We start from the raw sequence: 16332 nt of genomic DNA on the forward strand, positions 1-16332 counted from the left end.
TTTTAGGTTGGGTAAAGTTTGCAATCTCTTGGGAAAAATTTTCAGATTTGGCAGTTTCAGAATAATTCATCAAAAGTCAGAACTATTTCCGAAAAAATCCCGTCGTGAGAATAAGTTATACTGCAAAGATTTCAGGGATGATGAGCAACACCAACATAATATATATTTGTTTATTCTTCTTTCTGATGATTGCTTTGTTTAAAATGCTAGGAAGTCCAATTCAGACAAATTTATTTCCAGTAGCTCAACAGCAAGCAATCAGAGTTTTATTTATTGGCAACAGCTATACCTATTTCAACGATCTTCCTTGGTTGACACAACAGTTGGCTGCCTCGGCAAAAGAACCGAAAACGCTGGAAACTGAAATGGTTGTGGTTGGTGGAGCTACACTCAAAAGTCACTGGAAACGTGGTAAAGCAATTAAGCGTTTGAAAGCAAAACGCTGGGATTACGTAGTACTGCAAGAGCAAAGTAATTTACCAATCACTAATCCCAAGGAAATGTACAACTACGCTACTCTATTTGATGCCGAGATTAAACGAGTGAATTCGCAAACAGTCTTTTACTTGACTTGGGCAAAACAAAATCAACCTGAAACGCAACAGATATTAACAAATTCATACATGAGCATTGCTAAAGAACTAAAAGCTAAAGTTGCACCTGTGGGAATAGCTTGGCAAAAAATTCAGGAAGCAAATCTAAAATTAAACCTTTACAGTTCTGATCAAAGCCACCCTAGTCCAATTGGATCGTATGTAGCAGCGTGCGTATTCTATACAACATTTTATGAGAATAGTCCTGTAGGCTTGAGTCGTCGTTTATACAGTAGTAATTCTAATACCCCACAAGAAAGCAACAGAATTGAGTTGGAAAGTTTAAGTAAAACAGATGCCCAAATGATTCAAAATTTAGTTGAGTACATTGTCATAAAAAGATAAAAACAGCCTGTTGTCTGCTTTCCAATACTTTTCGGATAAGCCTAACAATCTCTCTTTTGGTCTGGAAAAAGGTTAAAGGGTAAGCGGGAAAAGTGAATTAAAACCTTTCCCTTTCTCCTTTCCCCCAAAACCCGAAAAGTATTGGTCTGCTTCCAACAATTGTGAAAGTTTTTAGCCTTAACTACATTCAGACTTTTCGCTGTATTTTAATGTACCTAATTTGGCTTACTTCTTGGTTCACAAACTTGTTCTAATCCACCAGTTGATTTTCTCCAAATTAGGATCTATTTCCTGCCAACAACTTGCTGAAGAGTCTAACTCTCTTGTTGCTGCGAGTATTTTATCTATATCATCAAAGTTTTTTTGAATCAACTGCTTATCTAATTTAGGAATATCTAATTTAAGATATTTCAGACGGTTGGGTAACTCTACTTGCTCTTTTGACGGCAAGTTAGAAATTTGATTAACTTGTTCTAAAATTTTATCTACTGATACAATAACTTCTTGCAAGCTTGGCTTTTTAGTTTGTAATTTTAAATCTTTTTCTTCAAAAGCTTCTTCTTGATTACCTAACTTTACTAACACTATTTTGACAAAGAAAATATTGTAATCAATCTCACTTACTTCACCCACTTGCTGATGATATTTTCCACTTTTATTTATAATTACTATGTCACCTTTCTCAATTTTGTTGTTCATAATTTATACAGGATTTGAATTAAATTACTAAATAATTTCCTCTACAGAAAATACTACCCTAAAGCCACAAATCCTCAGTCCACCGTCTGACTCATTCCAGCTACGGCTAGCGCTGCGACACAGTTCTGCACTGAAACTCCAAGAACCACCGCGTAGCACTCGGCGATTAATATCACCGCCAACTTCCCAAGCTGTTCCATCTAAGGGTGCGTCGTTGTAATTGTTGTGCCAGGAATCAGCGCACCATTCCCAAACTAACCCGTGCATATCGTACAATCCAAAGGCATTAGCAACTTCAAAACTACCGACGTTTGTTGTTTCTTTACGGAATTTGCTTTTTGGTTCCATAGTGCAACTGACTAACTCAGGGGTAATCGTTTCGCCAAAGTGGAAGGATGTTGTAGTTCCAGCACGACAAGCATATTCCCATTCAGCCTCACTCGGTAAACGATAGTCGCGTCCAGTTTTTTCTGATAGCCTGAGACAGAATTCTACAGCCTCATACCAAGATACATTTTCTACTGGTCTATCTAAACCTTTGAATTTCGATGGATGGGGATTTAAAGCTTGTTTGACTTGGGGTAAAGCTGCTACTACTCTCCACTGTGCTTGAGTTACGGGAAATTTCCCCATAAAAAATGGTTCGACGGTAACTTGATGTTGAGGACGTTCGTCAGCATCTCCTTCAAACTCCGGTGAACCCATCATGTAAGTACCACCAGGAATCGATACCATTTCTAATGTGACAGACTTACTCAATTGTTCGGCAAAGAAGTTTGCATTGCAATTCATGCGGTTTACTTCTCTACCACCTGTGTCTACTGTTACTACGTCAAATTCAAAGGTTTCTAAGGGGGGTAATGGTACGATTACTTTTTGTGGTGGCGGCAGTAATATAGATTGAGACATCGAAACAATTTTTAAGGCAACAGGTTCAATGTTCGATGTTGCAAAATTTAAATCGTTGATAACATCTACTGCTGTTTGATACCTTTCACTTGGTAAATGTTTGAGTAATTTATCTAAAATTTTCCCTAATTCGTCGCTGATAGTAATACCTTTTTCTTGTAAACGTTCGCGCCATAACCATTTAGCGCTCATCGCATCATAAATAGGATCGTTAACTTGTCCAGAAGCATCCTGTAAAGGCAAACATCGAGTTAAAAGACGCACACAAGTTACACCCAAAGCATACAAATCACTGCCGTGACAGGCAAATCCAGCCATTTGTTCAGTTGGGGCATAACCAAGGGTATAAATTACTGTAGCTTGTCTTCCTAAACTGGTTTGTGTTACCTGTTTAGCACCACCAAAGTCAATTAATACGGGTTTTTGATCACTTGCACGGCGGATAATATTTTCTGGTTTGATATCCCGATGGATGACATTATGAGTATGAATGAATTGCAGAACTGGCAATAAATCAGCTAAAAGTTCCCAAATTTGTTGTTCGCTATAAATTTGTTGCTGAACTTCTTGTAAAAGAGTTTTTCCTTGAATAAATTCTTGTACGAGATATAAACTAGCACCTTGTTCAAAATAAGCTAATAATCTGGGAATTTGCGTATGATTTTCTCCCAGTTCATACAACCGAAAAGCCTCTTCTTTGAAAAATTCTGCTGCTTTGGTGCGTTGTCCTGTTCCCTGAAATTGTGGGAAAAATTGCTTGATGACGCAAGGCGCGTTTAGTCTGTCTACATCTTCTGTAGCATAAGTTCTACTAAATCCACCTTCACCTAAAAGCCTTAATACACGGTAACGGTTTCTTAGAAGTTTGCCAAAGTTGCTTTGTCCGCAACTCACGCAAAATCTATTGCTATCAGAGTTAAATGGATTTGAGCAATTGGGATTTTGGCAGATTTGCATAATGAGGGGGAAATAGCATCTTCTCCAAAGTTAGCCCCAATATTATCTAATTGAAAACAGTGATGTAGAGAAGCGAACACGGAAATTTATTCATGTGCTTAAAACTATCTTTCACACGAGGGCATAAGGATAAAGAAATTATATTTATTAAGAAGAATTCAGGAATCAAAAGCCAGAATAGGCTAAACCTTAGCTATCCGCTAACAGCATGAATTCTGTACGAATGGTCAATGAATATTGGTTAAAACCTTACTTTGTCCGGCTACGCTAACGTCCTTGGTGGGCGAAAAGGCGAAAAAATTAAAATATTCAATAAGCTAAAACTCTATCCCTTGATGGGTAAAGTATTCTGAATTCTGTATTCTGACTCCTTCTTTATTTACTTATTTATACTAAGACGTTACGTTAGCAAAAAGTACGGCATATTGCCATAATATTAGTAAGTTTTGGCAAGCCTAATGCACCCTAGATTTTAATATAGCTGTTGTTCACTATCTAAAAAAGTTCACGAAGAACCAAATCACCTACTTAGAACTTTTATGAGCGATTGTGACTCTTATTTGAAACTTTTATTTTCTCCAGAAGCGCGAATTAATTCAGCTAAAATAGCAACGATCGCAGATACTAAAATCAACATTACACTCAGTGCATTAATATCAGGTTTAACTCCGCTTCTAATCCGGCTAAAAATTTCCATTGGCAGGGTGTTAGAACCGCTACCGGCAGTAAAACTAGCAATAAGAAAGTCATCTAAGCTAAGAACAAAAGCCAAAAGACAACCAGCGACAATCCCAGGCATTAATTGAGGTAGCAATACTTTGATGAAAGCTTGGGTTGGTGTCGCGCCTAAATCTAGTGCTGCTTCTTCTAAGTGCGGATCTAAATTATTCAGTCGGGAAGCAACTACAAGCCCAACGTAGGCAAGACAAAACACGACATGGGCTGCAACTATCGTCCACAAACTCAAAGGTATTGCAAAGGCCGCTAAACATACTAGGGTAGCCACTGCGATCGCAATATCGGGAATAATCAATGGTAGGTAAGCAATACCGCTATACAATTTCTTACCAGGAAATTCGTAACGCGCCAACCCAACCGCCATCAAGGTTCCCAGCACTGCGGAAATTGCCACGGCACAACTTGCAACTATCATACTGTTTTGCAAAGCCGATAAAATGCGATCGTCACTGAACAACTTGCGATACCAATCGAGAGTGAATCCTTGCCAAGTTGCACTGTAAGGCGACTTATTGAAGCTATAAAAGCCAAGTACTAGTATAGGCAGGTACATGAACACAAACATCAGCAGTGAGAAAACCGCTTGCCATGAGACACGCGGTTTTTTGAGAGATGAAGAGATATTCACGTTTATATATGATTTTTCTTAGATAGCAATACAAAATATCATATATTATGTAATAAGTCAATAATTTAACTATCTTCTCTCCTTTTTAACAGATTCGTGTAATTCTCCTTCCTTTGCGAAGCAGGGAGGGGATGCAATACGGTTCGGTTAAAGGGGAAAGGGGAAAGGGAAAAGGTTTTGAATACATCCTTTCCCCTTTACCCCTTATCCTTTTCCCAGACCACAAGGAAAGTGAAAAATGCTTATCCGAACCGTATTGGGAGGGGATGTAAGCGAGTCAAAAGCGAAATCAGACCATCGTAGGGTAGCACATCTGTGCATCCTTACCAAGTTACGCGATCGCCCCATTTTTCTAAAGTTTTAGCACTTACTCCTGGAACTCTTTCTAAGTCATGTAAAGATGTAAATTTTTGCTGTTGACGACTTAGAATTATTCGCTGTGCTAACTTCTTACCCACGCCAGGGAGAGTTGCTAATTCTTCTAAATTTGCGGTGTTGATATTTACTTTTTGAATTCCTTGTAAATCAGTTGATGAAGATGTTTTTATCTGGGGACACCGTGTTTTTTCTAATTTAATTTTTTCTTGAATTGCTGGTGGTAAACCGAGTTTAACTTTAGTATAAAGACGAGCAAATTCCCGCACATAATGGGCAGCAACTATCGGATTTTCAATCACTACAAGCGTTTCATCGTTACCATTATTGGCAGCGTTTGACCAATTATGAGAACCTGTAATTACTGTTTGACTATCAATTACACCAAATTTGTGATGCAATAAATCACCTTTGGGTAACACAGGTACACCTACTGTAGTAATTGGATTTGACCAAGGATGATTGTCAATTTCATATTTACATTTGTTACTCAGAGCAACGCCCATCATATCTAAGGCTTCGCTGTAAGAACGATAAGCAAATTGTGGTTCAATTAAAGCGCGAATTTGTACATTTTCTTGATGGCGTTTTTCTAAAATATTGGCAAGAGGCTGTTCAGAAAATACAAATAACGCCATATCAATAGATTTGGTTGCTGAATCTAAAGTTTTACCAATTAAACCATTACTACTGTTACTCCAAGGTTGAGTTGGAGAAGTTGGCGAAAATTGCACAGTAATTTTGGTGTTACCCAAAGTTATTTGTTTAGGTAAACGCATCGGTTTTTCCAAACCAAATCGACTATCTGGTTGACCTCCAGGGCCATCACCCCACATAATATTAAACTCTTCTGTAAATAAAGATGCTAATTCTGGGCTGTCAATCTGCAATAAATTATTGGCATTGCCTAAACTGCTGGGATTTGTAAAATCACCAGAAGTATCACTTAATGTAAAGTTGGCGGAAGTGATAATTACAAGGCGATTGTCTACAATCACAAATTTGTGATGCATCAAACTGCTACCAGCTGAACCATCTGCTCGATCGTCTATCCAAGGAATTTTGGCATTCTGCAAAATCATCAAAGCATCCCTTTGATTGATTTCCGTTGGGGTGAGTTGATTATCGTGGTTAATATCGATAAATTGGCGAAATTCGTTGTAACGTTCTTGTTCTCTTTTATCTAACTTACCTACTTCAGCAGATGTTAAGCTACTCCAAGGTCGGCTATAGGTATTTTCTAAAATTATCCTGACTTTTACCCCAGCTTTTTGTCTATCAACCAGTGCTTGAGCAACTTTGGGTAAACGTAATTCTTGCACCGCCACATCTACTGTAGATTTAGCCTGGGTAATAGCATCGGTAATCTGTTTTTCTAAATCATCCCCAAGGCGAGTTTGCTGACGGTAAGCTTCTTGGTATTCTGAAGACTCAGAATGGTTAAAGTAAACTTGAACTAATGGATCTTGCGGTAAAGGTGTTGGACGTTGATTATAAGACTGGACTCGTTGACAACCAGCAAGGGAGAATATCAGTAAAAAGATATATAAAAAATATCTTTGTCTAGAGATAAGTTGCACTGTAATCTGCTAAAAGTGGATTGGGAGTGGACATATTTATCATTCCCAAAATTTGATGTTTTGAATTACAGCAGAATTCAGGAGTCAGAATTCAGGAGTCAGAATTTAGGAGTCAGAATTCAGAATGGGCTACGCCCCTCTGGGCTAACAGAAGTAAAACAGTTTTTATACTTGGCTTTGAGACGCAAGCTTGTGTACAATACTTTCCTTGAAATCTGTTGTAAGTAGAGAAATAGCTTTCCAAGCAAAAAGAAAAATCCACTCCCAGAGGCAGAATTACAAAGATGTTTTTCAGGATTTATCGACTAAAACTGTATATTCTGAAAAGATCGACAGCTTATTAGCAACAGATGTTCTCACCATTATCGGTTATATGCAAATTTATCTAGATTACAGCGCCACTACTCCGACTCGAAAGGAAGCGATCGCAGTTATGCAAACAGTCCTCACTCAACAGTGGGGTAATCCTTCCAGCTTACATGAGTGGGGACAACGCGCTGCAACAGTTGTAGAAGAAGCCAGAGTCCAAGTGGCTGGTTTAATTAACGCCGCCACTCCTGAATCGATCGTTTTTACCTCTGGCGGCACTGAGGCAGATAATTTGGCGATTATGGGTGTGGCTCGGTTGTATGCTGTTCCTCAACATCTAATTATCTCCAGCGTTGAGCATTCTGCAATTTCTGAGACAGCACGGTTTCTAGAAATGTGGGGTTGGGAAGTTACGCGCTTGTCTGTAGATGTTAAAGGTAGAGTTAATCCCTTGGATTTAAAGGCGGCGTTGCGACATAACACAGCCTTAGTTTCTATAATTTACGGGCAAAGTGAAATTGGGACAGTGCAACCGATCGCAGAACTGGGTAAAATTGTGCGATCGCATGGGGCTTTGTTCCACACAGATGCGGTGCAAGCTGCGGGACGCTTACCCATAAATGTGCAAGAACTACCAGTAGACTTACTTAGCCTTTCTAGTCATAAAATATATGGGCCACAAGGTGCAGGGGCGCTATATGTGCGTCCTGGTGTGGAATTAATATCTTTACTGGGCGGTGGTGGACAAGAAATGGGATTACGTTCTGGTACACAAGCAGTACCGATAATTGCCGGATTTGGTGTAGCAGCAGAATTAGCAGCCGAAGAATTAGCTATAGAAACACCACGGTTAATTAAGTTACGCGATCGCGCCTTTGCCCAATTAGTTGAAATTCCTGGTTTAATTCCTACAGGGGATGCTTGCGATCGTTTACCTCACCATGTGAGTATGTGCTTAGAAAACGCCGATGGCAAAAAACTCAGTGGTAAAACCTTGGTACGACAGCTAAACCTTGCAGGTATCGGCATCAGTGCTGGTGCTGCTTGTCATAGTGGAAAACTTAGCCCTAGCCCGATATTGTTAGCAATGGGTTATTCCGAAAAAGCCGCTTTGGGGGGAATTCGCATCACATTGGGGCGTGATACGGCAGAAGCTGATATAGATTGGACAGTGATGGTATTGAAGCAAGTTTTGCAAAGGCTGATACCGGATTTATCTTTAGTTAAGCGTTAAATTATTGGCAACGCTACTAAGATTTCAACCGTGTAAAGTTGTATGTCAAAAATTAATCAGATCCAAAAATAACTACAGGAACAAAGCGGTGAAAAGTTTCAAAATATTGCCGATGCTTACCTTCATAAAAAAGGATATGAGCAGATTAATCCTCTTGGAACTTTTCTGCAACATAAGCAATACATATAACAACTTATTCAGGGGTTACGGGAAGAAATCGAAAGAGAAAAGAAGCATGACTTCATGCACGACTAGGTTATGAAATACTAGCTAATTTAAGGATAAAAACATCATGAACACTGCAAAACTCACCACTGATGGCACTCACCAAATAGTTATTTTGCCCGAAGATTTCCAACTCACTGGTACTGAAGTTTATATCAAAAAAATTGGTAACGCCATTGTCCTGATTGCCAAAGATAACCCCTGGCAATCTCTCATTGATAGTCTAGACAACTTCTCCGATGACTTCATGAATTCTAGAGATCAGCCAGTTATTGACACTAGAGAAAGTTTTTAAATGCGATACCGGCTGACACCGGATTTATCTTTAGTTAACTAATTTGCCGTAAGTCCTCCACCCCACGAAAGATCCCCAAGTAGAGGAGCCAGCCGCGTGGGCGGTTCTCCCGACTTGAGTGGACTGGTGTCATCTGGCGTGTGGGCTGCAATGCCGAGAGAACATAACTAAAGGCTATCTTTAAGCGTCACCACATCAGCTGAATTTGGAATTGCTGCAATCAGAAATAATCGCAGGTGCTTGGTCAAATTGGCTGATGGGAGCGGGTTTCATGTCGCGATAGTCCAGCAGTTGAACTAGGATGAGATAGGCGATCGCTAAAATCACCGAAATCGCACCTGTAAGAATGGCAATTATTTTCGAGCGTTCCATCAGTATTTCCTGTAATGCAAGTTATTGTGCAGTGCCTATATCCACATTAATAGTTTAGACACACCACACGCTTAACGATATACATTCACCTTTGAGCCGCTTGATGTTTGGATGTTCATAAGCATTCTGTCGTAGTGGCGTTGCTGATTCCATGTATGATGTAGGATTTTGCATAATACCAAAATCCTTGTAGAGACGTAGCACTGCTACGTCTCTACATCCAAATTCATACTTTAATTCAGCAACGCCGTCGTGGTTAATCAAAGCAACGGTTTAGTCGTTAGGCTAGTGATGCATCTACTTCTTGATAAAACTTCTGTGCTTTGCGAGTCAGTACCAGTTAATACATGACGACGAATACTGTCAAATGACACCACTTCCCCAGCCTCAGCTTCCTGCATAGCTTCACGCAAAGCTTGCTCAAAACCAGGGATATTCAAAAGTTCCGTTGTCGCCTCATTTTCTTCTCTTTCTTCTAGATCGGCCAGAAAATCACTCACTACCCGCAGCCTTTCTGGAGACAGTCGCCGTAAACGCTTCTCAGTTTCCTGAAGAATAGTAACGTCATCTTGCTTTGATTCCATAGTTATTTCTATAGCTAATGTTTTTTACCGTCGATTTACTCCTTTCTTTATATGTTAAGGGCAGCTAGTCGTCAGACATCGCCCTAGAATTGGCGATCGCTAAAATGACCGAAATCGCACCTGTAAGAATAGCAATTAATTTTGAACGTTCCATCAGTATTTCCTGTAATGCAAAGTTGTTGTGCAGTGCCTATATCCACATTGTCAAAATATTAAGTTGCACATCACGTTTTAATATAAAAGGGCAAAAAATGAGCCTTTGATGCTCGAAGTTGACCTTCTGAGGCTCGACGTTGACCTTCTGAGGCTCGAAGTTGCGGCTTTTATCCTCGAAGTTGCACGTTTGAAGCTCAACTAACAAATATATCTAACCATTCCTGAATTTACAGGGGTGAGCGTGTAGTAAAATTTGCTTACCTCTGTAAAGTGGAACATGGCTTTAGACTTCTCCGGTGAAAATCTCCGAGGACGCAACTTCAAAGGACAAGACCTTGCGGGTGCAAACTTTAGCTATGCCGACATCCGAGGGGCAAACTTCGCCAACGCTAATTTGACAGGGGCAAACTTCAGCCATGCCAAAGCTGGATTGCAACGACGTTGGGCAATTGGTTTAGTTATTATCTCATTCTTATTGTCGGGACTGTCAGGATTTCTCTGGGCTATCAATGGTTACTTGGTGTCGAGTATATTTAGCTCATATAGTGATAGCCAAATGGCGAGCAGGGTTGCTCTAATCACATTGATTGTCTTTTTCGTCATCACGATTCGCCAAGGAATAATAGCTGGTTTAGGAGCCGTCGCCTTCGCCGTCGCCTTCGCCGGAGCCTTCGCCTTCGCCGTCGGAGCCAGAACCTTTGCCCTCGCCGTCGCCGGAGCCGTCGCCGGAGCCGTCGCCGGAGCCGTCGCCTTCGCCGTCACCGGAGCCGTCGCCTTCGCCGTCACCGGAGCCGTCGCCTTCGCCGTCGCCGGAGCCGGAGCCTTAGTCTTTGCCGTCGCCGGAGCCGGAGCCTTAGTCTTTGCCGTCGCACTAGGATCCTTGACCGTCGCCTTCGCCTTTGCCGTCGGCTTCGCCATCACCTTGGCCGTCGCCTTCGCCGGAACGTTATTTAGTATCTACATCAGCTGGCGAGCCATGAAAGGAGATCAAAAACACTCCTTAATTCGCAATATTGCGATCGCCTTTGCTGCTACAGGAGGTACAAGTTTTCGTGGCGCTAATTTGACCAATGCTGATTTCACCCAAGCCACACTCAAAAGTACAGATTTGCGCAACACTATTCTTATCTGTAGCCGTTGGCATCAAGCCAAAATGCTTGACCGTGTTCGTCCTGGCAAAACTTACCTTGAGAATGCACAAGTACGTCAACTGCTGATTACTGGACAGGGACAGGATAAAAACTTTAACCGTGAAAACCTGCGGGGTATCAACTTACAATCAGCAAACTTAGCAGATGCCAGCTTTATTAGTACCGATCTCAGTGAAGCCAACTTGCAAGATGCCGATTTGTCAAGAGCAAAACTGAAGCAAACGCAACTAGACGGCACAGATTTAACAGGTGCAACCCTCACAGGCGCGTACATTGAAGATTGGGGCATTACAAATACAACTAAATTGCATGGGGTGAGGTGTGAATATATCTTTATGCGCTTACCCACCAAAGAAGACCCCGACCCGCTCCGCAAACCTGATAATAAACGAGAGGTATTTGCAGACGGAGACTTTGCCGACTTTATCAAACCAATTTTTGACACCCTCGACCTTTACCACAATCAAGGCGTTGACCCCCGCGCTATTGCCATTGCCTTCAAAAACCTGGCCGAAAAACATCCCGAAGCGGAGTTAGAAATCGTGGCAATGGAAAAACGCGGCGATGATAAAATCTTGCTCAGAGCCAAAACCGCCGCAGGTAGCGATAAATCTCAACTGAGTGCAGAATATTTTGATGATTATAATCAACTCAAAGCGTTATCGCAGAGTCAGCAATTATTGCTGGTAGAAAAAGATCAGCGCATTATTAGTTTAGAAAATATGGTAGATACTGCTCTCAAGCAGCCGAAATTTTATACTCAAGGAGATACAAATATGTCTGATATCAGTGGCATCAATATTCAAGGTAGCAGTAATGTTAGCGGTATCGCTGGCAATAATTCTATCGCTAATCTAGGAACCATTAGCGGTAACGTGAGTATTGCCCTCAATGAGTTACCTGATGCAACCGATGCCGAGAAACCAGGAATCAAAGAATTATTGTCGCAGTTGCAAGATGCGATTGTCCAATCCACATATTTGTCAGAAGAAGACAAAGCCGAAGCGCTAGAACAAGTGAACACTTTGGCAGAAGCGGGTAAAAGTCCTCAAGAATCCACCAAGCAGAAGACGGCAAAAACTGCAATCACTATGTTGAAAGGGATATTTACAGGCTTACCTGCTGTTGCTTCGCTAGTTGAAGCGGGTAATAAATTATTGCCTGCGATTTCTAAACTATTCGGTTTGGGATAATTTAACGCGAGGTCTTTGAAATAAAAAATCCTTAAAAAGATGTTTTAAAAGTTTTTTGGTCGGTAGCAAAACGTTTTAGATCCCCCTAAATCCCCCTTAAAAAGGGGGACTTTAATTTCGGTTCCCCCCTTTTTAAGGGGGGTTAGGGGGGATCTCTCTTGCGTAAATCCTGTTCCAATTGCGATTTACCTGGCCACGATCGCATCTACTTTCTTCATTCTCAGGTAGTTTTGGAATGTAGAGTTGAATTTTTCCAAAATGTCTTTAACTGAAGAAATTCTTTCCCAATTACCAGGCGATGTTTTAAAAGGATTGCGCCAAGGCGATCGCATCTTAACATCTGTGCGCGAAAACTCCGCACCACTACCAACGCTAGTTAAAGAAAGTCAACAGCCTTTAGGCGATATAGACTTCGATGTGCTTATCTGCGGTGGCACTTTGGGCATTTTAATTGGTTGCGCTTTGGCGGTGAAGGGACTGCGGATAGCGTTGCTGGAACGGGGAATTTTGCGGGGGAGGGAACAAGAGTGGAATATTTCTCGCAAAGAATTAGATGTGTTTGTGGAATTAAACTTGCTGACTGAGGAAGAATTAGCAAGTGCGATCGCCACTCAATATAACCCAGCGCGAGTTAGTTTTGCTGGCGGTACAGAAGTTTGGGTAGAGGATGTTTTGAATATTGGCGTAGATCCAGTTTATCTACTCGCTACCTTGAAAACTCGATTTCTCGCTGCTGGAGGAAGGTTATTAGAAAACACACCCTTTACCGAAGCGGTGGTTCATCCAGACGGCGTGATGGTGAATAACCAATTCAAAACTCGGTTATTAATCGATGCGATGGGACATTTTTCACCCATCACCCAACAAGCACGCCAAGGCAAAAAACCAGACGCTTTATGCTTGGTGGTAGGAAGTTGCGCCCAAGGTTTTGCGGAAAATAACTCAGGCGATTTATTATTATCATTCACATCTTTGCAAAACCAATGTCAGTACTTCTGGGAAGCGTTTCCAGCCAGGGATGGCAGAACCACTTACTTGTTTACTTATATGGATGCAGAACCCCAACGTTTAAGTTTAGAAGCTCTATTTGAGGAATATCTGCGTCTTTTACCAGAATATCAGGGAGTAGAGTTGAGCAAACTGAAATTTCAACGGGCGCTATTTGGTTTCTTTCCCACCTATCGCCAAAGTCCCTTAAAAACTCCTTGGAATCGCATTTTACCAGCCGGAGATAGCAGTGGTAGTCAATCTCCCTTGAGTTTTGGTGGTTTTGGGGCAATGGTGCGTCACCTGAAGCGTTTAACCTATGGCATTGACGAAGCGCTAGAAATAGAACAATTATCTGCAAAAGCTTTAGCACTGCTGCAACCCTATCAGCCAAGTTTGACTGTTACCTGGTTGTTTCAAAGGGCGATGAGTGTTGGTGTAAATCAGAAAATTGCCCCAGATCAAATTAACCAACTACTCTCGGCAGTATTTGAGGAAATGCAACAGTTGGGTACACCAGTGTTAAAACCATTTTTACAAGATATAGTGCAATTTTCGGCACTAACGCAAACACTGTTAAAAACTGGTTTATATCATCCGATATTAGTTGCCAAGATAATTCCGCAAGTAGGTTTGGCAAGTTTGTTAGATTGGATGTTACATTACAGTAATTTAGGTGTATACACTGCCTTGCTTTCGCTAAGTCCAATGCTAGAAACATGGATTAAGAATCAACCAAAAGAACAACAATATTATTGGCATCGTTTGGTTGATGCTTGGAAGTATGGTTCTGGCGGTGATTACTCAGATGAAACTTAGAATTTTATCGATGTGAGGATAACATGATAGAACGGAAATCATCAGGAATCAAATATTTTGCAGTGCTGATTGGATTCCTGCGCGATCGCCAAGGATTTCTAGAGGAAATTCGCCAAGGTACGAGATTACCAAATAAAATCATTTCGCTGCTAGTTTGCAGTTCTTTATTTATCGCTGCTTATGGCGGAATCATTGGTGCATACCATAGTTGGATGCAAGCTTTGTCTTCCGCCATTAAACTCCCAGCGCTTTATTTAATCACACTTTTGATTTGTATCCCGACGTTGTTCTTTGCTAACATCATTTTTGGTTCCAAGCGGACTTTTGCACAGCATTTAGCATTAGTATTAACTGCGGTTTCAGTCACGAGTGTACTTTTATTTAGCTTTGCTCCAATCACACTGTTTTTCTTAATTACTACCAATAATTACCAGTTCTTGATTTTGTTAAATGTCTTTATCTTTGCCATCACTGGATTTATTGGTGTTTCGTCTTTATATCAAGCCACCAGTTTAGTTTTAGAACAAGATGATGAAAGTACCAAGACACGCCAAAAGATTTTACAATTTTGGCTATTTCTTTACGCTTTCGTAGGCAGTCAGTTAGGATGGACTCTCAGACCGTTTTTTGGTACACCTGGTTCTGCCTTTGAACTATTCCGCGAAAGAGAAGGTAATTTCTATTTAAGCGTGATTAAATCTCTTAGCTATCTCTTTGGATTCCGTTAATTAGTCATTAGCAATTCCCCAAAATATACAAGCTAATAAAATTATGCTGAAAAAACAAAATCGCGGAATTCAACAATTTGGTGTTTTGGTTAATTTATTGCGCGATCGCCAGTCATTTTTAGAAGAGATTCGTCAGGGAGTCAGGTTACAAAATAAAATCAGTTCTCTATTCGTAACTAGTTCCATATTCTTTGCTCTTTATGGAGCAATTATCGGTGCATCCCATAGTTGGGCACAGGCATTATCTGGTGCGATTAAACTTCCGGTATTCTATTTAATCACACTGATTATTTGTTTCCCGACTTTGTTCTTTTTTAATGTTTTATTTGGTTCTCGGAGCAGTATTTTACAGCATTTCGTTGTATTACTCACATCTGTATCAGTGATTAGCGTACTTTTATTTAGCTTGGCACCAGTTACGCTATTTTTTCTGATCACTACACCCGATTCTTATCAATTTTTCAAACTATTGAATGTATTAATTTTTGGCATTACAGGCGTATTTGGCGTGAAATTCCTGTATGAAGGGATGCAATTACTTTCTCAACAAGATGAAGTCGGTAAAAAAACCCGCACTACTATTTTAAGATCCTGGTTATTGCTTTATGCCTTTGTTGGTATGCAGTTAGGATGGTTTCTCAGACCCTTTTTTGGTGCGCCTGACTCTAAATTTGAATTGTTTCGCGCAGTGAAAGGTAACTTCTATTTGGATATTGTCGCGGCGATTTCCGAAATTTTAGGTTTGCGTTAATCTAAGATTTCTACCTGTTTAGCTACACTCGACAAAGGCTTTCATGCTGCTCCCATATCAGCTATCGCACTACAATAACTGGTGTTCCCAGACTTACCTGATCGAATAATTCTTTCACATCGTTGTTGTACATTCGAATACAACCGTGTGACGCAGCCTTACCAACTGAATCAGGATTAGGCGTACCGTGAAAACCAACCCAATTTTTACCGTTTGTCCAAAATCCAATCCAGTATTTGCCAAGTGGGTTTTCCGGGTCTCCTCCTGGGATAGCCTTACCTGTAAAAGGATTTATCCAAGTAGGGTTTTCCAACATTGTACGGACTCGGAAATTACCAATTGGACTGTCCCAGCCTTGACGACCTACTGCTATAGGATAACTTTTAATTCGGGTTTTTCCTCGATAGACGGTAACTCGACGGTTGCGAACGCTGATCTCTAGGTGAAGAGGTTGAATAATTAAATTATTAAAATTAGTATTAGTTACTTCAGAGACTAAATTTTTACTTGAAGTATCAGGAGTCACTTTTAGCTCAGAAGCTAAGGAGATAGCTGGATTAAAATTTAATCCAGATGCACAAATAATAAAAATAACTAATTTATTTAATTGCTTGAACATTTTCAAATTTAAAATTTTGTCCATCGACATCAAATAGTTTAACCACTAAATATCAATAGTAATTTCTTCAGAAAAATAGAATTTT

General features: G+C 40.5%; 15 protein-coding genes. 7 read left to right on the top strand and 8 right to left on the bottom strand.

The window, feature by feature from the left end; translation table 11 throughout:
• Nucleotides 1–203 precede the first annotated feature (203 nt).
• Entirely contained in the window at nt 204–938 is a 735-nt protein-coding gene (locus RMX98_RS09045; protein WP_322676422.1) for an SGNH/GDSL hydrolase family protein, read from the top strand.
• A 237-nt stretch (nt 939–1175) separates the two neighbouring features.
• Here the strand turns inward: RMX98_RS09045 and RMX98_RS09050 are convergent, their stop codons facing one another.
• The 4 genes from RMX98_RS09050 to RMX98_RS09065 all read right to left on the bottom strand — a co-directional run bounded on the left by RMX98_RS09050 (nt 1176) and on the right by RMX98_RS09065 (nt 6824).
• Nucleotides 1176–1637 (bottom strand): hypothetical protein, encoded by a 462-nt coding sequence (locus tag RMX98_RS09050; protein ID WP_322676423.1) that lies wholly within the window; start codon nt 1635–1637, stop codon nt 1176–1178.
• 27 nt (nt 1638–1664) lie between these two features.
• Nucleotides 1665–3503 carry a bifunctional serine/threonine-protein kinase/formylglycine-generating enzyme family protein gene (locus tag RMX98_RS09055; RefSeq protein WP_322676424.1) on the bottom strand — a complete coding sequence of 613 codons (1839 nt, stop codon included), beginning with the start codon at nt 3501–3503 and terminating at the stop codon, nt 1665–1667.
• A gap of 556 nt (nt 3504–4059) precedes the next feature.
• Nucleotides 4060–4869 (bottom strand): ABC transporter permease, encoded by an 810-nt coding sequence (locus RMX98_RS09060; RefSeq protein ID WP_322676425.1) that lies wholly within the window; start codon nt 4867–4869, stop codon nt 4060–4062.
• A gap of 323 nt (nt 4870–5192) precedes the next feature.
• The gene (locus RMX98_RS09065) at nt 5193–6824 is read right to left on the bottom strand and encodes a DUF655 domain-containing protein (protein ID WP_322676426.1); all 1632 of its coding nucleotides are present in this window, start codon (nt 6822–6824) and stop codon (nt 5193–5195) included.
• A gap of 373 nt (nt 6825–7197) precedes the next feature.
• On the opposite strand from RMX98_RS09065, the gene RMX98_RS09070 reads away from it, so the two are divergent.
• Both RMX98_RS09070 and RMX98_RS09075 read left to right on the top strand, forming a co-directional pair.
• Nucleotides 7198–8367 carry a cysteine desulfurase family protein gene (locus tag RMX98_RS09070; protein WP_322676464.1) on the top strand — a complete coding sequence of 390 codons (1170 nt, stop codon included), beginning with the start codon at nt 7198–7200 and terminating at the stop codon, nt 8365–8367.
• Nucleotides 8368–8659: 292 nt separating this feature from the next.
• Entirely contained in the window at nt 8660–8887 is a 228-nt protein-coding gene (locus tag RMX98_RS09075) for an antitoxin (protein ID WP_196518916.1), read from the top strand.
• Nucleotides 8888–9082: 195 nt separating this feature from the next.
• Here RMX98_RS09075 and RMX98_RS09080 read toward each other — a convergent pair whose 3' ends face one another.
• Genes RMX98_RS09080 through RMX98_RS09090 form a run of 3 tightly spaced genes read right to left on the bottom strand, consistent with a single transcriptional unit; the run spans nt 9083 to nt 9843 of the window.
• Nucleotides 9083–9259, bottom strand: a complete 177-nt coding sequence (locus RMX98_RS09080; RefSeq protein ID WP_322676427.1) for a hypothetical protein — start codon at nt 9257–9259, stop codon at nt 9083–9085.
• 54 nt (nt 9260–9313) lie between these two features.
• Nucleotides 9314–9523, bottom strand: coding sequence for a hypothetical protein (locus RMX98_RS09085; RefSeq protein ID WP_322676428.1), 210 nt, complete (start codon nt 9521–9523; stop codon nt 9314–9316).
• A complete protein-coding gene (locus tag RMX98_RS09090; protein ID WP_322676429.1) occupies nt 9520–9843 on the bottom strand; it encodes a hypothetical protein in 324 nt (107 codons plus the stop codon). The genes RMX98_RS09085 and RMX98_RS09090 overlap by 4 nt, the downstream gene beginning before the upstream one ends.
• Nucleotides 9844–10276: 433 nt before the next feature.
• On the opposite strand from RMX98_RS09090, the gene RMX98_RS09095 reads away from it, so the two are divergent.
• From RMX98_RS09095 to RMX98_RS09110, 4 genes are all read left to right on the top strand, one after another.
• Complete coding sequence (locus RMX98_RS09095; RefSeq protein ID WP_322681241.1) at nt 10277–12343, top strand: pentapeptide repeat-containing protein; 2067 nt, start codon at nt 10277–10279, stop codon at nt 12341–12343.
• A 258-nt stretch (nt 12344–12601) separates the two neighbouring features.
• Nucleotides 12602–14149, top strand: coding sequence for an FAD-dependent oxidoreductase (locus tag RMX98_RS09100; RefSeq protein WP_322681242.1), 1548 nt, complete (start codon nt 12602–12604; stop codon nt 14147–14149).
• Nucleotides 14150–14172: 23 nt separating this feature from the next.
• Nucleotides 14173–14877, top strand: a complete 705-nt coding sequence (locus RMX98_RS09105) for an actin-binding WH2 domain-containing protein (protein WP_322681243.1) — start codon at nt 14173–14175, stop codon at nt 14875–14877.
• 43 nt (nt 14878–14920) lie between these two features.
• The gene (locus RMX98_RS09110; RefSeq protein ID WP_322681244.1) at nt 14921–15628 is read left to right on the top strand and encodes an actin-binding WH2 domain-containing protein; all 708 of its coding nucleotides are present in this window, start codon (nt 14921–14923) and stop codon (nt 15626–15628) included.
• Between the two features lie 61 nt (nt 15629–15689).
• Here the strand turns inward: RMX98_RS09110 and RMX98_RS09115 are convergent, their stop codons facing one another.
• A complete protein-coding gene (locus RMX98_RS09115) occupies nt 15690–16271 on the bottom strand; it encodes a L,D-transpeptidase (RefSeq protein ID WP_322681245.1) in 582 nt (193 codons plus the stop codon).
• Nucleotides 16272–16332: the final 61 nt, after the last annotated feature.

The organism is Nostoc sp. DedQUE02 (assembly GCF_034531035.1).
Classification (GTDB): Bacteria; Cyanobacteriota; Cyanobacteriia; order Cyanobacteriales; family Nostocaceae; genus Nostoc.